Source organism: Mycobacterium sp. SM3041, from assembly GCF_039668335.1.
Lineage (GTDB): Bacteria > Actinomycetota > Actinomycetes > Mycobacteriales > Mycobacteriaceae > Mycobacterium.
This window is the reverse complement of sequence record NZ_JAYXBQ010000080.1, coordinates 80839-103239: the sequence shown is the minus strand read 5'-3', so window position 1 is coordinate 103239 and position 22401 is coordinate 80839. Positions and strand designations below refer to the sequence as shown.

The 22401-nt window shown below is 66.4% G+C and carries 22 protein-coding genes and 1 pseudogene; 14 read left to right on the top strand and 9 right to left on the bottom strand.

Annotation, left to right across the window (positions count from 1 at the left end; all coding sequences use genetic code 11):
- The first annotated feature begins 19 nt into the window (after nt 1-19).
- Nucleotides 20-790: an SDR family oxidoreductase gene (locus VXD91_RS29170; RefSeq protein WP_346417029.1), complete on the top strand. Its 771-nt coding sequence runs from the start codon at nt 20-22 to the stop codon at nt 788-790.
- Nucleotides 791-793: 3 nt separating this feature from the next.
- On the opposite strand, the gene VXD91_RS29165 is transcribed toward VXD91_RS29170, so the two are convergent.
- The 3 genes from VXD91_RS29165 to VXD91_RS29155 form a co-directional block, all read right to left on the bottom strand.
- Nucleotides 794-1975, bottom strand: a complete 1182-nt coding sequence (locus VXD91_RS29165) for a geranylgeranyl reductase family protein (RefSeq protein WP_346417028.1) — start codon at nt 1973-1975, stop codon at nt 794-796.
- Between the two features lie 68 nt (nt 1976-2043).
- Nucleotides 2044-2475 carry a cupin domain-containing protein gene (locus tag VXD91_RS29160; RefSeq protein WP_346417027.1) on the bottom strand — a complete coding sequence of 144 codons (432 nt, stop codon included), beginning with the start codon at nt 2473-2475 and terminating at the stop codon, nt 2044-2046.
- On the bottom strand, nt 2472-3398 hold the full coding sequence (locus VXD91_RS29155) for an NADP-dependent oxidoreductase (RefSeq protein WP_346417026.1): 927 nt from the start codon (nt 3396-3398) through the stop codon (nt 2472-2474). Before VXD91_RS29155 ends, VXD91_RS29160 begins: the two co-directional genes overlap by 4 nt.
- Nucleotides 3399-3501: 103 nt before the next feature.
- On the opposite strand from VXD91_RS29155, the gene VXD91_RS29150 reads away from it, so the two are divergent.
- The 3 genes from VXD91_RS29150 (at nt 3502) to VXD91_RS29140 (ending at nt 5444) form a co-directional block, all read left to right on the top strand.
- Nucleotides 3502-4401, top strand: coding sequence for a LysR family transcriptional regulator (locus VXD91_RS29150; protein ID WP_212806652.1), 900 nt, complete (start codon nt 3502-3504; stop codon nt 4399-4401).
- Between the two features lie 30 nt (nt 4402-4431).
- The gene (locus VXD91_RS29145) at nt 4432-4698 is read left to right on the top strand and encodes a UBP-type zinc finger domain-containing protein (RefSeq protein WP_318986391.1); all 267 of its coding nucleotides are present in this window, start codon (nt 4432-4434) and stop codon (nt 4696-4698) included.
- Between the two features lie 107 nt (nt 4699-4805).
- Entirely contained in the window at nt 4806-5444 is a 639-nt protein-coding gene (locus VXD91_RS29140) for an HD domain-containing protein (RefSeq protein ID WP_346417025.1), read from the top strand.
- 69 nt (nt 5445-5513) lie between these two features.
- Here VXD91_RS29140 and VXD91_RS29135 read toward each other — a convergent pair.
- Nucleotides 5514-6061: pseudogene (locus tag VXD91_RS29135) on the bottom strand (YceI family protein).
- 128 nt (nt 6062-6189) lie between these two features.
- On the opposite strand from VXD91_RS29135, the gene VXD91_RS29130 reads away from it, so the two are divergent.
- From VXD91_RS29130 to VXD91_RS29120, 3 genes are all read left to right on the top strand, one after another.
- Nucleotides 6190-7335 (top strand): GTP-binding protein, encoded by a 1146-nt coding sequence (locus tag VXD91_RS29130; RefSeq protein ID WP_346417024.1) that lies wholly within the window; start codon nt 6190-6192, stop codon nt 7333-7335.
- 182 nt (nt 7336-7517) lie between these two features.
- Complete coding sequence (locus tag VXD91_RS29125) at nt 7518-7802, top strand: DUF1490 family protein (RefSeq protein WP_029120166.1); 285 nt, start codon at nt 7518-7520, stop codon at nt 7800-7802.
- On the top strand, nt 7792-10008 hold the full coding sequence (locus tag VXD91_RS29120) for a cation-translocating P-type ATPase (protein ID WP_346417023.1): 2217 nt from the start codon (nt 7792-7794) through the stop codon (nt 10006-10008). The genes VXD91_RS29125 and VXD91_RS29120 overlap by 11 nt, the downstream gene beginning before the upstream one ends.
- On the opposite strand, the gene VXD91_RS29115 is transcribed toward VXD91_RS29120, so the two are convergent.
- Nucleotides 9966-10583: a TetR family transcriptional regulator gene (locus VXD91_RS29115; RefSeq protein ID WP_346417022.1), complete on the bottom strand. Its 618-nt coding sequence runs from the start codon at nt 10581-10583 to the stop codon at nt 9966-9968. The genes VXD91_RS29120 and VXD91_RS29115 overlap by 43 nt on opposite strands.
- 144 nt (nt 10584-10727) lie before the next feature.
- Between VXD91_RS29115 and VXD91_RS29110 the strand changes: the two genes are divergently transcribed.
- The 3 genes from VXD91_RS29110 to VXD91_RS29100 are packed head-to-tail and all read left to right on the top strand — an operon-like array spanning nt 10728 to nt 14502.
- Nucleotides 10728-11174 (top strand): MmpS family transport accessory protein, encoded by a 447-nt coding sequence (locus VXD91_RS29110; RefSeq protein ID WP_318986395.1) that lies wholly within the window; start codon nt 10728-10730, stop codon nt 11172-11174.
- The gene (locus tag VXD91_RS29105) at nt 11171-14080 is read left to right on the top strand and encodes an MMPL family transporter (RefSeq protein WP_346417021.1); all 2910 of its coding nucleotides are present in this window, start codon (nt 11171-11173) and stop codon (nt 14078-14080) included. The genes VXD91_RS29110 and VXD91_RS29105 overlap by 4 nt, the downstream gene beginning before the upstream one ends.
- A complete protein-coding gene (locus tag VXD91_RS29100) occupies nt 14077-14502 on the top strand; it encodes a hypothetical protein (RefSeq protein WP_346417020.1) in 426 nt (141 codons plus the stop codon). The genes VXD91_RS29105 and VXD91_RS29100 overlap by 4 nt, the downstream gene beginning before the upstream one ends.
- On the opposite strand, the gene VXD91_RS29095 is transcribed toward VXD91_RS29100, so the two are convergent.
- Both VXD91_RS29095 and VXD91_RS29090 read right to left on the bottom strand, forming a co-directional pair.
- The gene (locus VXD91_RS29095; RefSeq protein ID WP_318986398.1) at nt 14503-15276 is read right to left on the bottom strand and encodes an enoyl-CoA hydratase-related protein; all 774 of its coding nucleotides are present in this window, start codon (nt 15274-15276) and stop codon (nt 14503-14505) included.
- Nucleotides 15277-15286: 10 nt separating this feature from the next.
- Nucleotides 15287-15967 carry a TetR family transcriptional regulator gene (locus tag VXD91_RS29090; protein WP_318986399.1) on the bottom strand — a complete coding sequence of 227 codons (681 nt, stop codon included), beginning with the start codon at nt 15965-15967 and terminating at the stop codon, nt 15287-15289.
- 145 nt (nt 15968-16112) lie between these two features.
- Here VXD91_RS29090 and VXD91_RS29085 point away from each other — a divergent pair, with 145 nt between their 5' ends.
- Together VXD91_RS29085 and VXD91_RS29080 are read left to right on the top strand one after the other, a co-directional pair.
- Complete coding sequence (locus VXD91_RS29085) at nt 16113-17165, top strand: ferredoxin reductase (RefSeq protein WP_318986400.1); 1053 nt, start codon at nt 16113-16115, stop codon at nt 17163-17165.
- A 36-nt stretch (nt 17166-17201) separates the two neighbouring features.
- A complete protein-coding gene (locus tag VXD91_RS29080; protein ID WP_346417019.1) occupies nt 17202-18347 on the top strand; it encodes an acyl-CoA desaturase in 1146 nt (381 codons plus the stop codon).
- Here the strand turns inward: VXD91_RS29080 and nei2 are convergent.
- Together nei2 and VXD91_RS29070 are read right to left on the bottom strand one after the other, a co-directional pair.
- On the bottom strand, nt 18249-19049 hold the full coding sequence (gene nei2 / locus VXD91_RS29075) for an endonuclease VIII Nei2 (RefSeq protein ID WP_346417018.1): 801 nt from the start codon (nt 19047-19049) through the stop codon (nt 18249-18251). The genes VXD91_RS29080 and nei2 overlap by 99 nt on opposite strands.
- Complete coding sequence (locus tag VXD91_RS29070; protein ID WP_346417017.1) at nt 19049-20020, bottom strand: nitronate monooxygenase; 972 nt, start codon at nt 20018-20020, stop codon at nt 19049-19051. Before VXD91_RS29070 ends, nei2 begins: the two co-directional genes overlap by 1 nt.
- Nucleotides 20021-20119: 99 nt before the next feature.
- Here VXD91_RS29070 and VXD91_RS29065 point away from each other — a divergent pair, with 99 nt between their 5' ends.
- Nucleotides 20120-21064, top strand: a complete 945-nt coding sequence (locus VXD91_RS29065) for a MerR family transcriptional regulator (RefSeq protein ID WP_346417016.1) — start codon at nt 20120-20122, stop codon at nt 21062-21064.
- A 90-nt stretch (nt 21065-21154) separates the two neighbouring features.
- Nucleotides 21155-22393 carry a thiolase family protein gene (locus tag VXD91_RS29060; protein WP_346417015.1) on the top strand — a complete coding sequence of 413 codons (1239 nt, stop codon included), beginning with the start codon at nt 21155-21157 and terminating at the stop codon, nt 22391-22393.
- Nucleotides 22394-22401 lie beyond the last annotated feature (8 nt).

Sequence of the window (22401 nt, the reverse complement as noted above, 5' to 3'; positions counted from 1 at the left end):
CTGTGTTCTACTGCTAGCCATGGACCGCACCACATTTGACCGCCTGTTCGACATGACCGACCGCACCGTCATCGTGACCGGCGGGACGCGCGGTATCGGCCTCGCGATGGCCGAGGGGTTCGCGCTGGCCGGTGCCAATCTCGTGGTCGCCAGCCGTAAGCCCGACGCGTGCGAGGCTGCGGCCGAGCATCTGCGCGGTCTGGGTGGCAAGGTGATCGGCGTGCCCGTGAACATGGGCAACCTCGACGATCTCGACCGGCTGGTCGAAGCCACCGTCGCCGAGTTCGGCGGCATCGACGTGCTCGTGAACAACGCGGCCAACGCGCTCGCCCAGCCGCTGGGGGAGATGACGCCCGAGGCGTGGGCCAAGTCGTACGACTCCAACCTGCGTGGGCCGGTGTTTCTGGTGCAGAAAGCGTTGCCGCACTTGAAGACGAGCCCGGCTGCCGCGGTCCTGAACATGTCGTCGGTCGGCGCCTTCCAGTTCGCGCCGTTCGTGTCGATGTACGCCGCGGGCAAGGCGGCGCTGCTGTCGTTCACCCGCTCGATGGCGGCCGCCTACGCGGCCGACGGCATCCGGGTCAACGCCATCGCGCCCGGCCCCGTCGACACCGACATGGTGCGCAACAACCCGCAGGAGGCCATCGACGCGATGGCGTCCAACACGCTGCTGAAGCGGCTGGCCAGCCCTGACGAAATGGTGGGCACGGCGCTCCTGTTGTGTTCGGGCGCAGGCAGTTACATCACCGGACAGGTCGTCATCGTCGACGGCGGCGGGACGCCGCGGTAGCGGTCAGTACGTGTGCAGGGGGCCGTATGACTTCCCGTACATCACCCGCAGCGCGCCGTCGCGGACGAATCCTTTGTCGAGAAGCTTGATACCCGTGTTCGGAATGGCCGGGATGCCGGCGAGCTTGTGGCCGAAGCGGCCCATCCGGTACTCCCGGCCCCAGGCCGCTTCCAGGCGCTGGGTGTAGTTGGTGAAGTCGTCGGGGCCACCGTTCTGCAGCGCCGCGATGACGCATTCGCCGGCGACCAGGCCGGCCTCCAGCGCCTTCGAAATGCCTGCGCCGGAAACCGGTTTGGCGGCGCCGAGTGCGTCGCCGGTGAAAACCACGCCCGGACGCCACGGCGGCCACGCGGTAAAACCCATCGGCAGCCGCCACGCTCGCACGCTCTTGCTCTTCTTCAATTCCGCGATCGACGGCAGCTCCCAGTCGCGCGGCAGGGATGCCAGGAATTCACCGAGCAATTGCGTGGCGTTGATGGCCTGCCAGTTCCGGTAGCAGTTCACATAGCCCACGCCGATGTTGAGGACGCCGTCGCCCATCGGGAACACCCAGCCGTAGCCGGGCAACTGATCGCCCTGGAACTGCAGTTTGAGGTAGATGTCGAGCGAATCGGTGTCCGGCCGGTTGGCGTGCATCTCCGCGCGGATCGCGATGGCCGAGTAGCCGTTGTACTCCGAATCGATGTTCAGGGCGCGCTTTACGGGCGAGTACGCGCCGTCGGCGGCGACGACGGCGTCTGCGGAGATCTTCTCCCCGCTCTTGAGGACCACGCCGACCACCCGGCCGTCGGCATCGATTTCAGGTCCCGCCACTTCGGCGCCTTCGTGTACCTCTGCGCCGGCCTTCTCGGCGTGCCTGAGCAACACCGTGTCCAACTGCGTACGGCTGACGGTGTGGCCGTGATCGGGCATGCCGGGGCGGCGCGGGAAGGACATCTCCCACCGGCTCGGACTGAACACCGTGACGCGGTTGACCCGATGGAAGGTGGCGACTTCGTCGGCCAGGCCCATCTTCTGCAGGTAACTGACGGCGCGCGCCGTCAGTCCGTCGCCGCAGGGTTTGTCGCGGGGAAACTCGGCCTTGTCGACGACCAGCACCTTGGCGCCCACCTGCGCGGCCTGCCAGGCGGCGGCAGAGCCCGACGGACCACCACCGGCGACGACGACGTCGTACCGCTGTGCCATCGTGCCCCCGCCCGTCCCGAAGTGGCTCCAGTTCATCAGCTTTCGTGCGGAGCCGCCAGGTGACCAACTTACCGATGCGGGTCGTCGACTTTCAGGCTGTCCCCGGTGTTCGAGACGAAGACGACGAGGAGCTTGGCGGATTCCGTCTGACTGGTGTTCTCGGTGAGCACGTGGTGCGCGCCGGGCTGCTCCACCCAGTTCTGGCCCCGGCGATACTCGGTGACGGGGGAGTCGTCGACCTGACTGCGCACCGCGCCGTCGAGGACGTAGGCGTAGATGAATGCGTCGCCGTGCCGGTGCGGCGCGGCCCGGACGCCGGGCGGGAATTCGACGACCGCCGACGTGAACGTCTTGCCCGGCACGTTGGGCAGCGCCTGCGCGATCAGTGGCGTCAGTGCCTCGACCGGTGGCGGCGATGCGGTGCCGGTCGACGTGCACCCGGTGGTTCCGATGACCAGGGCAGCGGTGAACAGGCCTGGTGCGCAGCGCATCCCGATCATCGAGTGGCGTCGTTCACTTGGATGATCGCCTTCCCGCGCGTCCGCCTGTCGGGTGCGAACGCCGCCACCGCTTCGGCAAGGGGCCGGACGGCACCGACGATCGGCGTGAGGCGTCCGTCGCGCACCCGGTTGGCGAGTTCGATCAGCTGCGAGCGGTCTGGTTCGACGACGAAGAACAGCCCGCGGCCGTTGCGGGGAAGCACCTCGGGCGGCTCCGCGATGGTGACGAGCGTGCCGCCGTCCCGCACGAGCGAGGCCGAGCGGGCGAGGATGTCGCCGCCGATGACGTCCAGCAGGACGTCGACTTCACCGGCATCTTCCAGCCTCTCGGTGTCGAGATCGACGAAGGCGTCGGCGCCGAGCGCCAGTGTCCGGTCGCGGTCGGCGGTGCGGCCGGTCCCGATGACGAAGGCGCCCACTTCGTGAGCCAGCTGTACCGCGAGCGAGCCGACGCCGCCCGCCGCGCCGTGAATCAGGACCGTCTGGCCGGTGGTGAGACGACCGTGCGTGAACAGGCCCTGCCAGGCCGTCAGTCCCGATATGGGCAGTGCGGCGGCGACGACGTGGTCGATGTCGGCAGGTAGCGGCGCGAGGTTGCGGGCCTCGACGGCGGTGTATTCGGCGAGCGACCCGTCACGCGTCCAGTCGGCCAGCCCGAATACCCGCTGTCCCACGGTCAATCCGGTTGTGCCGTAACCCAACTCGACGACGACCCCGGAAAGTTCATGGCCGGGCACGCTCGGAGTCCGGTCGCGTCCCGCCCGGTCGGTCCAGGTGGCGGGCCAGTCCAGCTCGCCGGGCGTGAACCCGGCCGCATGCACCCGGACGACGACGTCGTTCTCGGCGGCGTGCGGGTAGGGCAGTTCCATCAGGGTCATGCCCTTGATGCCGGCATCACGATCGTTCACGACCATGGCTTGCATGACGTTTCCTCCTTCGGTCCACCTCCACGAGAACAATCCGGACCAATCAAGTCCAATGAACAGAGTTGATCTTTCCGATCAGCATCATTGATAGGTTGTCGCCATGGAACTGCGTCAGCTCGAACACTTCCTCGCGGTGGCCGGCGCGATGAACTTCTCGCGTGCGGCGCAGCAGGTGCATGTCGTGCAATCCGCACTGTCGATGTCGATCGCGAAGCTGGAGAGGGAGCTCGGCGTCGAGCTGTTCGATCGGACCAAGCAGCAGATCAAGATCACGCCGGCAGGTGAGTTGTTTCGCGAACACGCCCGGCGCGTCATCCAGACCGCGCGGTTGGCGAAGGATTCGGTCGGCGACTTCCGTGGCGAGCTGTCCGGAACCGTCGATCTGGGTTCGCTGATCTCCTTCGGCACCTTGGACGTGCCGAAGGTGCTCGGGGAGTTCCACCGCACCTACCCCTTCGTCCAGATCAGGCTGCGGCAGAGTCAAACCGGTTCGGCTGCTTACCTTTCGGCGATCGCGGAGGGTTCACTCGACCTGGCGCTGGTGTCGGCGCCCGACCGGTTCCCGCCACGGGTCCAGATGCAGTTGATGTGTGAAGAGCCGATGGTCTTCGTCTGCCGTGCCGACCACCGCCTGGCGCAGCGTCGTCACGTGGACCTCACGGAACTGTGCGACGAAGACCTGATCGGCTTCCCTCCCGAGTTCGGGCTCAGAAGGCTGGTGGAATCGGCGTTTTCGGCGGCCGGCGTCTCGGCGCGTACCCCGCACGAGGTCGCGCTCGAATATTCGATCGCAGCCAGGCTGGTTCAGCATGGGTTGGGCACCATCATCATGCCGGGCAGTGAAGCCGCGAACTTTCCGGACTTGCGCGCCATAGAGATTCGGCCCGCGATCGTGTGGCAGATCTACCTGGCCTCGGCGGAACAATCACAGATCGGCCCGGCCAGCGCGAAGTTGGCCGAGATGCTGCTGGCCGAAGTCGGGCCGCGCGCGTCCCGGTAATCCGGGCGTACCGGGGCTACCGTGGATGTTGTGGCATCCATCTTCGGCGACTCGCATCTGAAGAACGTCCGCCTGGTCACCCCGCAGACCACGAAGGGCTGCCAGGACTGCATCGCGGCCGGCACCCGCTGGGTGCACCTGAGGCTGTGCCTGACGTGCGGGCACGTCGGCTGTTGTGATTCCTCGCCGATGAAACATGCGAGTGCGCACGCGCGAACGCCGGGACACGAGATCGTGCAGTCCTTCGAGCCGGGCGAGAACTGGCGGTGGTGCTACGTGCACGAGAAGTACGTCTGACATGTCCTGATTTGTGGGATGCGTGGCATTGCGCGCCCTGTCAGGTAGGGCCGATCCGCGGACAAAATGGACTGTATCCAATCAAGTCCGACGGAGAGTTGACGATCATGACCGAAGTCATTGCAGGAGTAACGATTCCGGATACCGAGCTGGTCCGGGAGGCCACCTCGATCGTGCGGAAGGCGACCGACGACACGTTGTTCAACCACTCCCGCCGGGTGTTCCTGTGGGGATCGTTGAAGGCCGCTGCGCGGGGCCTCGAAGTCGACCCGGAACTCGCCTACGTGGGCGGCATGTTCCACGATCTGGGCCTGACGACGGAGTACGGCACCAAGCATCAACGGTTCGAGATCGACGGGGCCGACCTGGCTCGAAAACTGTTGCTGGACTTCGGCCGGAGTGAGCAGGAAGCGACGAATGTGTGGCTCGCGATCGCGCTGCACACCACTCCAGAGGTCCCGCACCACCTGGCGCCCGAGGTCGCGGTGGTGATTCTGGGTGTCGAAACCGACGTCATCGGGCTGGGCCTCGACGAGATCAGTGCAGAGCAGCGCGCCGAAGTGGTTGCCGCCCATCCGCGTCCCGACTTCAAGAACCGCATCCTGCGGGCGTTCAACGACGGCATGGCCCATCGGCCGGCCACCACGTTCGGAACGATGAACGACGATGTGCTCGCACACTTCGATCCGTCGTTCGAACGGACGAACATGGTGGATCTCATTCAGAACAACGCCTGGCCGGAGTAGCGAAGGCGATGGGCAATGCCGGGCCGGGCGACAGGACGCGGGGGAACCCGGCCCGGCATTGCCTGTGGATCAGGCCTGCTTGACGGCTTCGATGTCGAGGGTGATGGTGACCTTGTCGCCGACGACGGCGCCACCGGTCTCCATCGGCAGGTCGAGGTCGACGCCGAAGTCCTTGCGGTTGATGACAACTGACGCCTCGTAGCCCGAGACCTCGCCGTTGCCCATGCCGGGGCTCACGCCGTTGAATTCCAGGTTCAGGTGACCGGGCGGGTGTTGCCCTTGATGGTCAGGTTGCCGTCGAGGAGGTACGCATCGCCGTTGGGGCGCACCGCGGTCGAGACGAAGGTCGCGACGGGGTGGTTCTCGGCGTCGAAGAAGTCGGCCGACTTCACATGGCCGTCGCGCTGCTCGTTGCCAGTGTTCAGCGACGTCACGTCGATCTCGGCGGTGACCGACGGGGTGCCGTCGGCGGCGACGGTGATGGCGCCACTGAAGTTCTCGAACTTCCCGCGGACCTTGCTGACCATCAGGTGGCGTACCGAGAACTCGACGGTGGAGTGGGCGGTGTCGATCGCCCAGGTGCCGACGCTGAGGGGAGCGGTTGCGGTGGAGGTCATGTGCCTGTCCTTTGCTTGGTTCGAGGGCCGGCCTGTCCGGCCTCTGCCGATCACCAACCGGACTGCGGTCCGGATTATTTCCGGGTGGTGACTCGCTTTTCCTTAATGAAAATGATTATCATTAAGACATGCTCTCGACTTCAGCTGCCCTGATCCCTGTGACCGTGCTTTCGGGCTTCCTGGGAGCGGGCAAAACGACGCTGCTCAACCACATCCTCGCCAACCGGGAGGGTCGCCGGGTTGCGGTGATCGTGAACGACATGAGCGAGGTGAACATCGACGCGGCCCTGATCGCCGGTCAGGGTCATCTCGACCGGACCGAAGAGAAGCTCGTCGAGCTCACCAACGGATGCATCTGCTGCACCCTGCGTGAGGACCTCATCACCGCGGTCGCGGATCTGGCCCGGCAGAACCGATTCGACCAGATCGTGATCGAGTCGACGGGCATCTCCGAGCCGATGCCGGTGGCGGCGACCTTCAGCTGGGAGTTCGAGGACGGCTTCGTCCTGTCCGAGCTCGCCCGCCTCGACACGATGGTCACCGTCATCGATGCGTGCACCTTCCTGCCGGAACTGGCGCGCGGGGAAGCGCTCACCGAGCGGAACCTCGCGGTGGCCGACGGCGACGGCCGCAACATCGCCGATCTGCTGGTCGACCAGGTCGAGTTCGCCGACGTCATTCTCATCAACAAGACCGACCTCGTGAGCGCCAAGACGACCGCGACCGTCGAGGCTGTCGTGCGGCGTCTGAACCCCAATGCGCGGATCGAGCGCACCGAGCACGGGATCGTGCCGCTGGCAACCGTTTTGGACACCGGCTTGTTCGATCCGGAACTTGCCGCGGAGGCTCCCGGGTGGGATGAAGAGATCGCCAACGGGCACACCCCGGAAACCGAGGAGTACGGGATCAGCAGCATGACGTTCCGTGCCGATCGCCCGTTCCATCCGCAGCGACTCGCCGATGCCCTCGACCAGGTGCGAGGTCTGTTGCGCAGCAAGGGTTTCTGCTGGATCGCCACCCGGCCGAACATCGCTGCCATCTGGTCGCAGGCCGGCCCCAACCTCACCATCGAACCCGCCCAGTACTGGACGAGCACCGAAATCGAGCCCGGTCAGGAGATCGTCTTCATCGGTATCCGCCTCGAAGCGGGCAAGGTGCGAGCGCTTCTCGACGCGGCGCTCCTCACCGACGACGAAGTGGCGGCCGGCACGGGTGCCTGGCTGCGTTACGCGGATCCGCTACCGGCGTGGACTGCGGCGCACAGCCACGTCTGAGGCGTGTCATTTGAAGCAAGCCCGCCGCGCAGGGGCATCACGCACTACCTTGGGCTGTATGACACGTGTCCGCGGTGCCGGCCCGGTCCGCCATGATCACGGCCGCTACTCGTGCCTCATCACCGGAGAACGCGTGAAAACCACAATTGCACAACACATCACACCACGAGAGGGACCGCCTGATGTCGATTCACCCAGCACTGATCAAAGCCACCAGGACGGTGGCCACGGGCGTCATCGGCGTGGCGGCGTACGACGTGCTGCGCAAAGCGTTGCGTGCGGCGCCCATCCACGAAGCGAGTGTCACCACCGCATCGTGGGCGCTGCGCGGTACCCGCAAAGCCGAGGAGGCGGCAGAGAACGCCCGGCTGAAGGTCGCCGATGTGATGGCCGAAGCACGAGAGCGAATCGGCGAGGAGGTGCCGCCGCCGTCGGTGGCCGACGCCGAACATTCCCATGACCACTGATGTGCTGACCGACGTGGCAGATGCGTCCCGCATCGCCGCGGACGCCGATCTGACGGTGATATCCATTGCAGCGGGCCGGATTCGGGTTCGGGTTCCGTGGCTGCGGGGCGACGCCGTCGGCGCTGTGGCGATCGAAGATGCCGTCGACAAGGTCGGTGGCGTCAGAACTGTCCACGCCTACCCGCGGACCGCGTCGGTGGTGGTCTGGTACTCGCCGCAGCGCTGCGACACGTCGGAACTGTTGACCGCGATCCGCGCCGCGCAGGCCACGCCGCGGCAGCTGGTGCCGGCTCGCTCGCCGCGTTCGGCCGACATTCACAACGCGGATGTACTGCGCATGGCGCTCGGTGCTCTGGCTCTCGCGCTCTTGGGAGTCCGTCGTTACGGCCTGGCCCGCCCGCGGTTGCTCGGGCCGGCCAGCCGCACGTTCGCCACCGGAGCGACCATCGTCACCGGATACCCGTTCCTGCGCGGTGCGCTGCGCGCACTGCGCGGGGGCAAGTCGCCCGGCACCGATCTGCTGGTGTCCGCGGCGACCATCGCGAGTCTGATCCTGCGCGAGAACGTCGTGGCACTCACGGTGCTGTGGCTGCTGAACATCGGTGAGTACCTTCAGGATCTGACCCTGCGTCGTACGCGCCGCGCCATCGCCGACCTGCTGCGGGGCGTTCAGGACACCGCCTGGGTGCAGCTTCACGACGGCACCGAGGTGCAGGTCAACGCCGAAACCCTGCGGATCGGCGATCTGGTCGTCGTTCATGAGCAGGTCGCGATCCCGGTCGACGGCGAGGTCGTCGCAGGGGAGGCGATCGTCGACCAGTCCGCCATCACCGGTGAGACGCTGCCGGTGACCATGGCACCGGGTGCGACGGTCCACGCAGGATCCGTGGTCGTCCGCGGCCGGGTCGTCGTGCGGGCCCGCGCGGTGGGCAGTCACACGGTGCTGGGCCGCATCGTGGCGAGAGTCGAAGAAGCACAACGTGATCGGGCGCCGATCCAGACGGTGGGAGAGAACTTCTCCCGTCGGTTCGTGCCCGCGTCGTTCGTCTTGGCAACGGCAACGTTCGTGGCCACCGGCGACGTCCGCCGGGCAATGACCATGCTGCTGGTGGCGTGCCCGTGCGCGGTGGGGCTCGCCACCCCGACCGCGATCAGCGCGGCCATCGGCAACGGAGCACGGCGTGGCATCCTCATCAAAGGCGGTTCACATCTGGAGGCGGCCGGCCGGGCCGATGCCGTGGTCTTCGACAAGACCGGCACTCTCACTCTCGGTCGGCACATCGTCACGAACATCGTTTCTTTCCAGGAGAGTTGGACTCCCGAGGAAATTCTCGCCTACGCCGCGAGCTCAGAGATTCACTCACGGCATCCGTTGGCCGAAGCGGTCATCCGCTCGACCGAAGACAAACACATCGTGATTCCGCCGCACGAGGAGTGCGAGGTACTCGTGGGTCTGGGGATGCGGACCCGCGCCGACGGTCGCACGCTGCTGCTCGGCAGCCCGTCTCTGCTGGAGCGCGAGGACGTCGCGGTGTGCGGCGAGGCCGATGCGTGGGTGCAGCGCTTGCGCCGTCAGGCCGAGACGCCACTGCTGCTTGCCGTCGACGGTGAACTGGTGGGTTTGATCAGCCTTCGCGACGAGGTGCGCCCCGAAGCGGCAGAAGTGCTTGCGCGCCTGCGGGCCTCGGGTGTGCAGCGGATCGTCATGCTCACCGGTGACCACGCGGACACCGCGCAGGCCGTCGCTGCCGAGCTCGGCATCACCGAATGGAAGGCCAACGCGCTACCCGAGGACAAACTCGCCCTGGTGCGCACGCTGCATGACGAGGGCTACACCGTTGCGGTGGTGGGCGACGGGGTCAACGACGCACCCGCGCTGGCCGCGGCAGACATCGGTATCGCCATGGGATTGGCCGGCACCGACGTCGCCGTCGAGACTGCCGACGTGGCATTGTCGACAGACGACCTGCGGCGGCTGCTCGACGTGCGCGGTCTCAGTGACCACGCAGTCGGCGTGATTCGGCAGAACTACGCCATGTCGATCGCGGTGAACGCGGTCGGGCTGCTACTCGGAGCGGTCGGCGGATTGTCGCCCGTCCTCGCCGCGATCCTGCACAACGCGTCGTCGGTCGCCGTCGTCACCAACAGCTCGCGCCTCATCCGTCACGAGCTGGCACAGTCCGGCGCGAGGTCACCGAGCAGGTAGCGCTGCAGCGTCACGCCGAGGTCGGCGGCGAGCTGTTCGTTCGAGCGGTTGGCCAGTGGTTCCAGGCCGATGACGTAGCGCGCCATCGCGAAACCGTTGACCTGCGACATGACGAGCGCGGCGCGGTAGTCGGCATCGGCGGAGCCAAGTCCTTCGGCGATGGGCGCAATGATCTTGCGCGCCAGGAAGTCCCGGACCAGCTTCGCGGCTTCGGGTTCGGCCGTGGCCGCGCGCACCATGCCGATCATGGGTTGTCGCCGCACTTCATCGTCGAGAACCTCGAGGATGAACGTCGCCAGCCGGAGCCCCGCTGAGTCCTTGTCGCCGTCGAGCACCCGGCCGATGACCGTGGCGGGCTCGACCGGCAGTTCGACCACGGCGAGGAACAGGTCGCGCTTCTTGCCGTAGAAGTGGCTGACCAGCGCCGGGTCGACGCCGGCCTGCAGCGCGATCTGCCGCAGGGAGGTCCGTTCGTATCCCAATTCCGCGAACAGCTTTCGCGCGGTTTCCTCGATCGCCTCGCGGGTGCCGCTGGGGCCCGGGCGGCGTCCACCGCGGGTGGGTCGCTGGCTCATTCGACTCCCTGATTCACAGAATTCTTTACGTGTTGAATTATAGCCCCAGCGGGTCTACTGTCATACCGTCAACCTTCTTGATTAGCCACGCTAGAAGGCGTTCCGCGCAGTCCGTGCCTCGCGTACGGATTGAAAGGGGCACGGATGCAGCAGCTTTCGATCAGGCGCCGACTCGGCCGGCACTGGATGTATGTGGTGGCCGTGGTGGTGGTCGTGGTCGCCGGGTTCGCGGTGTACCGACTGCAGGGCATCTTCGCCTCGCATGACGTCACCTCGACCCCGAGTGGTGCGGTGAACGACATCGTGCCGTTCAACCCCAAGCATGTGGTGATGGAGGTCTACGGACCGCCGGGCACCGTCGCCACCGTCACCTACCTGGACGTCAATGCCCAACCGCAGCGCGCCGACTCCGTCACGCTGCCGTGGACGTACGACACGACCACCACGCAGCCCGCGGTGTTCGTCAACCTTCAGGCCCAAGGCGACAGCGACTCGATCGGCTGCCGCATCACCATCGATGACGCCGTCAAGGACGAGAGAACGGTGAACACCGTGCACGCCTTCACCTACTGTCTGGACAAATCCGGATGAGCGCCAACCGCGTTCCCGACTTCATCCGCCGGTACTCGGTGCTGATCGCGTTCTTCTGGCTGGGCCTGGCCGTCGTCACGAACGTCTTTGTGCCGCAACTGGAGACCGTCGCCGAGTCGCACAACGTGTCGCTGAGTCCGACGGACGCCCCGTCGCTGCAGGCGGCGAAGCGGATCGGCAAGGTCTTCCAGGAGTTCGACTCCGACAGTTCGGCCATGATCGTCCTGGAGGGCGACAAGCCGCTGGGGGCGGACGCACACCACTACTACGACGGCCTGATCGACAAGCTCACCGCCGACACCAAGCACGTCCAGCATGTCCAGAACTTCTGGGGTGACCCGCTGACCGCGGCCGGATCGCAGAGCGCCGACGGCAAGGCCGCGCTGGTGCAGGTGTATCTCGCCGGCAATCAGGGTGAATCGCTGGCCAACGAGTCCGTCGACTCCGTCCGCAAGATCATCGAGAACACCCCGCCGCCAACAGGTTTGAAGGTGTATCTCACCGGTGCCGCGCCGCTGATCACCGACCAGTTCGAGGTGGGCCGCCACGGGACGCTGAAGACCACCCTGATCACCATCGGCGTGATCATGGTGATGCTGTTCTCGCTGTACCGCCGGATCACGACGGTGATCATGGTGATCTTCACGGTGATGATGGAGCTGACGGCCTCTCGCGGCGTCGTCGCGTCGCTGGCCAATGCGGGCATCATCGAGCTGTCGACGTACTCGACAAACCTGTTGACACTGTTGGTCATTGCCGCGGGCACCGACTACGCGATCTTCCTGCTGGGCCGGTTCCACGAAGCCAGATACGCCGGGCAGGACCGCGTCGAGGCGTACCACACCATGTATCACGGCACGTCACACATCATCCTGGGATCGGGCCTGACCATCGCGGGTGCGGTGTTCTGCCTGACGTTCACCCGGCTGCCGTACTTCGAGAGCCTTGGAATCCCGGCCGGCACAGGCGTTCTCGTCGCCGTGGTCGCCGCGTTGACGCTCGCGCCCGCGCTCCTGTGCATCGGCCGGCACTTCGGCCTCTTCGAACCCGTGCGCCAGTTGCAGACCCAGGGCTGGCGGCGCATCGGTACCGCCATCGTGCGCTGGCCCGGCCCCATCCTGGTGGTGACCATCGCGGTGGCCCTCATCGGCCTGATCGCCCTGCCCGGCTACAAGACGAGTTACGACACCCGTCCGTACATGCCGGCCGACGCGCCCGCCAACATCGGATACGCTGCCGCCGAACGGCACTTCTCCCAGGCCCGGCTCAATCCCGAACTGCTGATGATCGAAGCCGACCACGATCTGCGGAACTCCACCGACATGATCCTGCTCGAGCGCGTCGCGAAAGCGGTCTTCCACACCGACGGCATCGCACAGGTGCAGTCGATCACCCGGCCGCTGGGGACGCCGCTGGACCATTCGTCGATACCGTTCCTGATCAGCGCCGGGAACGCCGGCCAGATCAACAACCTGCCGTTCCAGCAGGCGCGTAGCGGTGACCTGCTGAAGCAGGTCGAGGTGATCAACAAGTCGATCGACATTCTGCGGCAACAGTATGCGCTGCAACAGCAGTCGAGCGGTATCACCCACGAGCAGGCCACGGCATTCCAGCAGACGGTCGCGACCGCCCAGGACCTGCGTGACAAGATCGCCAACTTCGACGATTTCTTCCGCCCGCTGCGCAACTACTTCTACTGGGAGCCGCACTGCTACGACATCCCGGTCTGCGCTGCCCTGCGGTCCATCTTCGACGCGCTCGACGGCATCGACGAGCTGACCGATCAACTGAACGACGTCGCGGGAAGCATCGCCAAACTCGATGCGCTGCAACCGAAGTTGCTCGCGCTGATCCCGCCGCAGATCGCCAGTCAGGAGACCAACCGCGAGCTGACGATGACGAATTACGCCACGAACAAGGGTCTCAACGACCAGGCTGCCGCATCGCTGCAGAACGCCACCGCGCTGGGCCAGGCGTACGACGCGTCGAAGACCGACGACTCCTTCTATCTACCGCCCGAGGCGTTCACCAATCCCGAGTTCCAGCGCGGTATGAAGCTGTTCATGTCCCCGGACGGCAAGGCCGCCCGGATGATCATCACGCACGACGGTGATCCCGCGACGCCGGAGGGTATTTCGCACATCGCCGCCATCCGGCACGCCGCGCAGCAAGCGGTCAAGGGCACGCCGTTGGGCGGGTCGAAGATCTATCTCGCCGGAACCGCGGCCACCTACAAGGACATTCAGGACGGCGCCAAATATGACCTCATGATCGCCGGCATCGCCGCGCTGAGTCTGATCCTGCTGGTGATGATGTTCATCACCCGAAGCATCGTCGCGGCCGTCATCATCGTCGGTACCGTGGCGCTGTCGTTGGGCGCCTCTTTCGGACTCTCGGTGCTGATCTGGCAGGACATCTTCGGTATCGAGCTGTACTGGATCGTGTTGGCGCTGGCCGTCATTCTGCTGTTGGCTGTGGGGTCGGACTACAACCTGCTGCTGGTCTCGCGGTTCAAGGAGGAGATTCACGCCGGCATCAACACCGGCATCATCCGCGCGATGGCCGGCTCGGGCGCGGTGGTGACCTCGGCCGGGTTGGTGTTCGCCGCGACCATGGCGTCCTTCGTGTTCGCCGACCTGCGGGTCCTCGGTCAGATCGGGACGACCATAGCCCTCGGTCTGCTGTTCGACACCTTGATCGTGCGGTCGTTCATGACACCGGCCATCGCGGCGCTGCTCGGACGGTGGTTCTGGTGGCCGCTCAAGGTGCGGCCACGCCCGGCCAGCCAGATGTTGCAGCCCTACGGATCTCGCCAGTCCGTGCGTCAACTGCTGCTGTGGGAGGACGGTGATCCCGCGGTCGCGGGATCGGGTGCAGGTGCGCGGCGGCACGGAGGAGACGCATGACGGGCATCGAGCTGTGGGGCGGTCTGACGATCCTTGCCGGGTTGATGGCACTGATCCTGCTGGTGTGTGTCTTCGTGTACGTCCGCGGCTTGGAGCGGCGGCCACCCGCCGCATTGGGCGAACAGGTGGGCGCTCACAAAGCCGTACTGGCCAAAGTGCGTCAAGGCCAACCGATGTCGCAGGACGAGATCGAGTACGCGAACGAACTGGTGTCCGACGCCGGCTCACCGCTCGCCTACGCGATACCGGCGCTGCTGTTCACCATGGGCTTCTTCTACGTGGTCGGCTGCATGTACGAACTCCAGGTCCACGGCGGCCACCCCTCGTTCCGCACCTTCATCGGCGGCATCCCGATGCTGACCTCGCTCAACATCTTCGGTCAATTGCACCGGGTGGCACGACTGAAGAAGCGCGTGCCCTAGTTACCGGTTACCGAACGCTTTTGCCGCCAGATCGATGTGGGCCGAGGCCGCGAGAATCTGGCTGCGGTTCTCGACATGCAGTGCGGCCTGCAAGCTGGGGGCCTCGAGGTTGGCCCACAGCACCTGTTTGGTCGACTCGACACCGAATTTTCCGTAGCCGCACAGGGTTTCGGCGATGGCCAGGGCATCGGCGACGACGTCGTCCGCGGACAGTCGTGAGACCAGCCCCAGGCGCAGCGCCTCGTCGGCCTCGACCGTCCGGGCCGTGAGGATCAGGTCGAACGCCTGCCCGGCGCCGACGATCCGGGGGAGGGTGTAGCTCACCCCGATGTCGCAGCCGCCGATGCCCAGCTTGATGAACTGGGTGCAGAACCGTGCGCCGGGTCCCGCGATCCGGATGTCGGCGGCCAGCGCGATGGCGAAACCGCCGCCGTATGCCGGCCCGTTGACCGCGGCGATCACCGGCTGGCGCAGATTCTGGATCCGCGTGGTCAGCTCGGCGATACGTTCCTGCCAGCGCATGCCCGAGCGTGGAAATTCCAGTCCGCCACCGGCTTCCGGCGGGTTGGGGTCGGAAAGGTCCAGGCCGGAACAGAATCCGCGGCCGGCGCCGGTGAGTACGACGACACGGCACTCGTTGTTCCGGTGGATCTCCTCGAGGGTGCTGTGCAGGGCCTCGACGAGTTCGAGGTTCAGCGCGTTGAGTTTGTCCGGCCGGTCCAGCGTGAGGACGGCGATATCGGGGCGAGGATATGCGAGCGACAGCGTTGTCATGCGCCTGACGTTAGCCGCTGTGCCACCCGGCCACGCCGACGGCGATCATGCGCAGCTGCTTGCGTGCGGTCCGTTTGACGTCGTCCAGGGCCTTGGCGTCGTTGGCGTCGTCGATGGATTCGGCGGTGGTCATCATCGTGTTGACGAAGAGTCCGGCCACGATGTTCAGGTCCTCGGCGCTCCAGGTGGTGAGCCCCGGCAGCCGGCCGAGGTCGATCGCGAGCTCCGAGGTGATCAACCGGATTTCCGTGCGAATCGCGTAGCGCAGCGCGGTGACGCCGCTGTTGCGTTCGCGGCTGATGAAGCGCCAGTGCTCGGGGCGTTCGGCGACGCTGTTGAACAGGATGTCGACCGAGGACTCGATGATGCGCTTGGGATCGAGTTGGCCGGCGCGGGCGCCACGGAGCATCTCCCGCAGGGCGCGGAACGACTCGTCGATCAGGACCAGGCCGAGGGCGTCCATGGTTTCGAAGTGCCGATAGAAGGCTGCCGGCACGATGCCGGCCTCGCGGGTGACCTCACGCAGGCTGAGCGCGCTGAAACTGTCCTCGTCGAGCAGCTTGAGGGCGGCCGCGATGATGGCGCGGCGGGTGGCTTCCTTGCGCTCTTCGCGAGAGAGGTTGTCCTGGACGCGGGAGCTTGATGAGCGGCTGGACCTCCGGTCGCGTGAACCAGGGGTACGACTGTTCACCGAACAAAGTTTACACAGCGCACCGAAACCGCAGATCGATACAGATGTGTATGAGTTATCGATACGGATGTTCACCCTGTGATCCGGGCAACAACCTGCACTTTAAGTCTTGACGCGAACGGTTGGAGTCGGCCACTGTGTACACATGTTCACCGAAACTTTGAGCCGCCGGGTACGGCGCTCCGCCCTGGTTGGCATCCTCACCGGCCCGCATGGCGTGGACCGGTACACCGAGGTTTTCGACCGCACCTGGACTGTCAACGATGCCCGCGCCAAGGTCGTCGCGGTCCGTCGGCAGACGCCGCGCAGCGTCACCCTGACCCTGCAGCCCAACGACGCCTGGCAGGGCTTCAAAGCCGGCCAGCACATCAACCTGACCGTCGAGATCGACGGCCGTCGCCGCACCCGGTGCTACTCGCCGGCCAACTCCGAGGGCAGCCCGGTCATCGAGCTGACCGTCGGCCTGCACGACGGCGGCCTGGTCTCCACCCACCTGTTCGAGCACGCCGAGCCCGGCATGGTCGTACACCTCGACTCCGTCGGTGGTGACTTCGTCCTGCCCGAGCAGCGGCCCCGGCGCATCCTGCTGGTCTCCGGCGGCAGCGGCATCACCCCGGTGCTGTCCATGCTGCGCACGCTGCGCGAGGAGAACTTCGACGGCGAGGTGGCCTTCATCCACTACGCCCGCAACCCCGAAGAGGCCGCGTACGCCACCGAGCTGGCCGCAACGCCCGGCGTGAAGGTGCTGCACAGCTACACCCGGTCCAACCGCGGCGACCTCAGCGGCCACTTCGGCCCGGACCACCTGGCCGCCGCGATGCCCAACCCCGATGCGGTGTTCGTCTGCGGCCCGCCGGCACTCGTCGACGCGGTCAAGGACCTGCTGCCGGGCGCGCAGTCCGAGAGCTTCGTGCCCCCGGTCATCGCGGTCCCGACCGAGGCCTCCGGTGGCAGCGTCGCCTTCACCGAGAGCAAGGTCGACGTCGTCGACGACGGTCGCTCGATCCTGGAGCAGGCCGAGGCCGCCGGCCTCAACCCGACCAACGGCTGCCGCATGGGCATCTGCCACACCTGCACGCGCAAGAAGATCAGCGGCCCCGTGAAGAACCTGATCACCGGCGCCGTCTCGACAACCCCTGACGAAAACATCGAAATCTGCGTGACCGCCCCGTGCGGCGACGTCCAGATCGACCTCTAGACCACCCACCCAGCCCACACACAAAGGAGACGAACCATGGCTCAGCGTCCCGCCCCCATGACCCCCGAGCAGTTCGACGAATTCGGCCGCGCGCTCGACGCCATCCGCGAACGCCACCTCGCCGACCTCGGTGACCGCGACTCCGACTACATCCGCAACATCATCGCCATGCAGCGCAAGCTGGAGGTCGGTGGCCGCGCCCTGCTGTTCCTGCCGCCGGCCTGGCCCATCGGCACCGTGATGCTCGGCCTGTCGAAAATCCTGGACAACATGGAGATCGGCCACAACGTCATGCACGGCCAGTACGACTGGATGGGCGACCCGGCGCTGCGCGGCCAGAACTTCGAGTGGGATTCGGCCTGCCCGTCCAACCAGTGGCGGCACTCGCACAACTACATGCACCACACCTACACCAACATCGTCGACATGGACCGCGACATCGGCTACGGCATCCTGCGGATGAGCGAGGACCAGAAGTGGAGCCCGTACTTCCTGGGCAACCCGGTGTACGCCTTCCTGCTGATGGTGTTCTTCCAGTACGGCGTCGCGCTGCACGAGCTGGAGGCCGAGCGCATCCGCACCGGTGAAATCCGCCTGCGCGACAAGAAGGACATGCTGCGCGAGATGTGGGCGAAGGTCCGTAAGCAGACCATCAAGGACTACGTGGCGTTCCCGTTGCTGGCCGGGCCGTTCCTGCCGTTCGTGTTCGCCGGCAACATGACCGCGAACCTGATGCGCAACGTGTGGTCGTACGTGATCATCTTCTGCGGCCACTTCCCCGAGGGCACGCACGAGTTCACCATCGAGGAGACCAAGAGCGAGACCCGCGGCCAGTGGTACTACCGCCAGCTGCTGGGTTCGGCGAACCTGTCCGGCGGCAAGTGGTTCCACATCTTCAGCGGCAACCTGTCGTTCCAGATCGAGCACCACCTGTTCCCCGACATCCCGGCGCACCGCTACGCGGAAATCTCGCCCGAGGTCAAGGCACTGTGCGAGAAGTACGATCTGCCCTACAACACCGGCCCGATCCACAAGCAGTTCTTCTCGGTGGTCAAGAAGATCTGCCGCCTGGCCCTGCCGGACTCATGGCTGACAAAGCGGGCACCAGAAGGTGATCCGGTCACGGAGATTGTTGAGGTCGCCGACGACGTCGAGGTTCTGGTGCCGGTTCCGGTCGCCTGATTCGATCAGCGTCCCGCACCTGCGACACGCCTGCCCGGCCCGGCCGTACACCCAGAGTTGACGGCCGGGCCGGGTATCGCCCGTTGTGGTCCTGTTCCACCGATTTCTGTTCAGCCACAACATGTCCCGGGCCCGCTGCGCCAGCCGCAGCGGGTCTTTTACTGTGCTGACCGGTGCCGTCGGACGGCGGCCGACGATGAAGCACAGCTCATTGGCGTAGACGTTGCCGACGCCGGCTAGGTTGCGTTGGTCGAGTAGTGCTTCGTGCAGCGGCCGGTCGGGGTCCCGGGTGAGGTTCTGCGCTGCCCGGTGCGGATCCCAGTCCGGGCCGAGCAGATCCGGGCCGAGGTGTTTGACGGGTTCCTCGTCGTGGTCCCGCCGGAGGACCTCCAGGATGCCGAGTTCGGAACCCACCGCCTGAATGTCGCCTGCTTCCAGGATGATTCTGGTCTTGTGGTCAGGTCGGCGGCGCCTGGTGTTGACCTGCCACTTACCCTCCATCTTGAGGTGCGAGTGGATGCTGGCCTCGGCCGTGCGGATGAACAGGTGCTTGCCGCGGCTGACGACGTCCTCGACCGTCTGGCCAGTGAGGTCGACGGTGGCGAACTTCGGGACGCGAATGTCGCAGCGCGTCAGCGTCTTTCCCTGCAGCGCCTCGCGGAGGATCGCTGCGGTGTGAAAAACGGTGTCGCCTTCGGGCATCAGCGGATGTAGGCGTGGGCTCGGGTCAGCGCGCGTTCGGCGTCGTGCGCGATTTTCTGGACCAGGGGAGCGGCCAGTTCCAGCTCGTCGATCAGGTCGAGGGCCTCACCGGCCCAGATCGGCACGTAGTCCATGTCCAGCTCGGCGACCTTGGTGCGGAACTCGTTTTGTGCCTTGGGATCCGCGTCGAGTTCGGCGTCGCGGTCCTGCCACGTGTCGGTGAAGACGCTGCGCAACGTGCGCGCCGGATACTCGGCGGGCCAACGCGTTTCGACGGGCCGCGCGGCGATGTCGATGGCACGGCCGCTGGTGGTGTCCGCGGCTTTCGCCTTGAGCATGACCTTCGACTCGGCGGCGCTGAGCAGGGACTCGTGGGTGGCCTCGAATCGGGTGCCGATCATGGCGCCCGCGGCGCCGAGGGTCAGTGCAGCGGCCAGGCCGCGGCCGTCAGCTATCCCACCGGCGGCAAGAACCGGGATGCCGTGCGCGATGTCGACGACGGCGGGCACGAACGGCAACGTCGACCGGCCGCCGTGGTGGCCCCCGGCTTCCCGGCCCTGCACGACCAGGACCTGTACTCCGGCGTCGAGGGCCTGCTTGGCCTCATCGAGGCTGTGGACCTGGGACAGCAGCGGAATGCCGGCGTCGTGGATGGCCTTGGCGAACGGGGCGGGGTCGCCGAACGACAAGATGATGGCGGCGGGCTGCTGCGCGATCACCCAGTCGATGATCTCCTGATTGACCGCCCAGGTGAGTAGGCCGACGCCCCAGGGTTTTTCGGTGCCCTGCTTGGCCAACTGGCATTCGGTGGCGAGCATCGTGAGGTCGCCGCGGCCGCCGCCGATCAGACCCAGCCCGCCACCCTCCGATACCGCGGCTGCCAGCCGGCCACCGGATACGTCGCCCATCGGGGCCAGGACGATCGGGTGCTCGATGCCGAACAGTTCCGTCAACGGGGTGTGCAGGGCCATGGCTTCACTCTAGGACCCGGTGTGAGCGGGTCCCGCGGCCGCGGAAGTTGAACTTGCCCCCGGCGGCAATGTTTACCCTCTCGATTGAGGACATTGACCATGCAGATTTCCGAGCTGGCCCGGCGGACGGGCGCGTCGACCAAGGCCGTGCGGTACTACGAGGACCTCGGCCTGCTGGCGCCGTCGCGCCTGCCCAACGGCTACCGGGACTACTCCGAAGAGGATGTGCAGATCGTCAGCGAGGTGCGTGCTCTCGCCGCCGTCGGCATCGCCCCGTCGAAGGCCGGACCGTTCATCGACTGCCTTCGTCATGGCCACGAACACAGCGACGAGTGTCCCGAGTCGCTCGTGGCGTATCGGGACAGCATCGCCGTCCTCGACGAGACCATCGCGTCGCTGACGCGGCGCCGACACGACCTCGCGGCGCGGCTCGACGCGGCCGCATGCCGAGCATTCGACAAGAAGGACGAACCGTTGACAGATTTCACGACGCTCCCCGCCGGCCTGCCTGTCCCCGAAAACGACGGTGCCGCTGATCATCTCGTCGGCCTGGAGGTCCCCGACATCACGCTGAGGTCGAGCGGCGGCGGGGAAGTCCAGCTGCGGCAGCTGCCGGCGGGGCGGACGATCGTGTATCTGTATCCACTGACCGGCCGTCCCGGTGCTGACCTCCCCGCGGGCTGGGATGCGATTCCCGGGGCCCGAGGGTGTTCCACCGAGGCATGCGACTTCCGTGACCACTTCGCCGAACTGAAAGCCGCTGGGGCGAGCCAGGTCTGGGGAATGTCCAGCCAGGACGTCGACTATCAGGCGGAAGTGGTGCGGCGGCTGCGGCTGCCGTTCCACATGCTGTCCGACGAGACGTTCGTTCTGGCCGACGCGCTGCGGCTCCCGACGTTCGCTGCCGACGGGCATCCGCGCCTCTACACCCGACTCACCATGGTGATCTGCGACGGCCGCATCGAGCACGTCTTCTACCCGATCTTCCCGCCGAACGCGCACGCGCAGCAGGTGCTGGACTGGTTGCGCGCGCACCCGGCCTAGCGTCTGCTGCTCGCGCGGCCCTGGCGGATTGCCCTCTGGCGGAGCGTCGTCAGCGGTACGCTCGGCTCGATATCGAGCGGGAGACGGTTGATGACAGAAGCATTTGTGCTTGGTGGTGTCCGCACTCCGTTTGCGCGGTACGGCAGCTCGCTGTCGCACATCCGCACCGATGACCTCCTCGGCATGACGATGAAGGGCGCGTGCGAACGCGTCGGCGTCGAACTCGGCGCCATCGAGGATGTCGTCGCCGGTTGTGTGAACCCAGCCCACGAGGGGATGGGTGACGTCGCCCGCTGGGCAGCGCTCGCCGCCGGATTCCCGGACACCGTGGCCGGGACGACCATCAACCGGTTCTGCGGGTCGTCGCTGAGCGCCACGATCAACGTCGCCCACGCGATCCGGGCCGGCGACCTGGGCGTCGGGATGGCCTGCGGCGTCGAGTCGATGTCGCGATCGGGCTGGGCCTACATGAAAGGCGACGCACCGTTCGCGCCGCGCGGGCCGGTCATCCTGCTCGACACCATGTGGGCCGGTGCCGGCGGCCCGCCCAACCCGGCGCTGCTGGCGCGCAACGCCTACATCAGCATGATCGAGACCGCGCAGAAGGTGGCTGATCGCTACGGTCTGACGCGCGAGGAGATCGACGCCTTCGCGCTGCGCACACAGCGAAATGCCAAGGCGGCCCGCGATTCCGGGCGCCTGGCCAAGGAGATCATGCCGGTCGAGATCGCCGCGACGAAGAAGTCGCCGGCGCGGCTGTTCGAGCACGACGAATTCATCCGCGACGAGACCACGGCCGAGCAACTGGCGGCGCTGCGCCCGCAGCCGGGTACGACCCAGATGACCGCGGCCAATTCGACGCCGCTCACCGATGGCGCCAGCGCTTTGGTGCTGGCGTCGGGGGAGCGCGCGGCGGAACTCGGCGTCGAGCCGTTGGCGCGGGTGGTGTCCTCGGCGGTGTACGGGATCGACCCGCTGTTCATGGGGCTGGCACCGGCGTGGGCCCTGCCCCTGGCCATCAGACGTGCCGGTCTGACTCCTGAGCAGATCGATGTCTGGGAGGTCCACGAAGCGTTCAGCGCGCAGGCCCTCGGGGTGTTGCGAGAGCTGCCCAATCAGCTCGACGGATTCGTCGTGCCCGACGAGAAGCTCACGCCCAACGGGGGCGCCGTGGCGATCGGCCACCCGTTCGGCGCCACCGGTGCCCGGTATGTCCTGACCCTGGCCACCGAACTGCGCGAGCGCAATGCCCGCTACGGAGCCATCGGCGTCTGCGTCGGATCGGGTCAAGGCGTTGCCATTGTGCTCGAAAACCCCTCTGCTGCTTGAGGAGTAGG

Excerpts from the sequence above, each read along its gene's own strand:
- VXD91_RS29170 (WP_346417029.1), top strand. The coding sequence starts at position 20 with ATGGACCGCACCACATTTGACCGCCTGTTCGACATGACCGACCGCACC.
- VXD91_RS29165 (WP_346417028.1), bottom strand. The coding sequence starts at position 1,975 with ATGGCACAGCGGTACGACGTCGTCGTCGCCGGTGGTGGTCCGTCGGGC.
- VXD91_RS29160 (WP_346417027.1), bottom strand. The coding sequence starts at position 2,475 with ATGATCGGGATGCGCTGCGCACCAGGCCTGTTCACCGCTGCCCTGGTC.
- VXD91_RS29155 (WP_346417026.1), bottom strand. The coding sequence starts at position 3,398 with ATGCAAGCCATGGTCGTGAACGATCGTGATGCCGGCATCAAGGGCATG.
- VXD91_RS29150 (WP_212806652.1), top strand. The coding sequence starts at position 3,502 with ATGGAACTGCGTCAGCTCGAACACTTCCTCGCGGTGGCCGGCGCGATG.
- VXD91_RS29140 (WP_346417025.1), top strand. The coding sequence starts at position 4,806 with ATGACCGAAGTCATTGCAGGAGTAACGATTCCGGATACCGAGCTGGTC.
- VXD91_RS29130 (WP_346417024.1), top strand. The coding sequence starts at position 6,190 with ATGCTCTCGACTTCAGCTGCCCTGATCCCTGTGACCGTGCTTTCGGGC.
- VXD91_RS29125 (WP_029120166.1), top strand. The coding sequence starts at position 7,518 with ATGTCGATTCACCCAGCACTGATCAAAGCCACCAGGACGGTGGCCACG.
- VXD91_RS29120 (WP_346417023.1), top strand. The coding sequence starts at position 7,792 with ATGACCACTGATGTGCTGACCGACGTGGCAGATGCGTCCCGCATCGCC.
- VXD91_RS29115 (WP_346417022.1), bottom strand. The coding sequence starts at position 10,583 with ATGAGCCAGCGACCCACCCGCGGTGGACGCCGCCCGGGCCCCAGCGGC.
- VXD91_RS29110 (WP_318986395.1), top strand. The coding sequence starts at position 10,728 with ATGCAGCAGCTTTCGATCAGGCGCCGACTCGGCCGGCACTGGATGTAT.
- VXD91_RS29105 (WP_346417021.1), top strand. The coding sequence starts at position 11,171 with ATGAGCGCCAACCGCGTTCCCGACTTCATCCGCCGGTACTCGGTGCTG.
- VXD91_RS29100 (WP_346417020.1), top strand. The coding sequence starts at position 14,077 with ATGACGGGCATCGAGCTGTGGGGCGGTCTGACGATCCTTGCCGGGTTG.
- VXD91_RS29095 (WP_318986398.1), bottom strand. The coding sequence starts at position 15,276 with ATGACAACGCTGTCGCTCGCATATCCTCGCCCCGATATCGCCGTCCTC.
- VXD91_RS29085 (WP_318986400.1), top strand. The coding sequence starts at position 16,113 with ATGTTCACCGAAACTTTGAGCCGCCGGGTACGGCGCTCCGCCCTGGTT.
- VXD91_RS29080 (WP_346417019.1), top strand. The coding sequence starts at position 17,202 with ATGGCTCAGCGTCCCGCCCCCATGACCCCCGAGCAGTTCGACGAATTC.
- nei2 (WP_346417018.1), bottom strand. The coding sequence starts at position 19,049 with ATGCCCGAAGGCGACACCGTTTTTCACACCGCAGCGATCCTCCGCGAG.
- VXD91_RS29070 (WP_346417017.1), bottom strand. The coding sequence starts at position 20,020 with ATGGCCCTGCACACCCCGTTGACGGAACTGTTCGGCATCGAGCACCCG.
- VXD91_RS29065 (WP_346417016.1), top strand. The coding sequence starts at position 20,120 with ATGCAGATTTCCGAGCTGGCCCGGCGGACGGGCGCGTCGACCAAGGCC.
- VXD91_RS29060 (WP_346417015.1), top strand. The coding sequence starts at position 21,155 with ATGACAGAAGCATTTGTGCTTGGTGGTGTCCGCACTCCGTTTGCGCGG.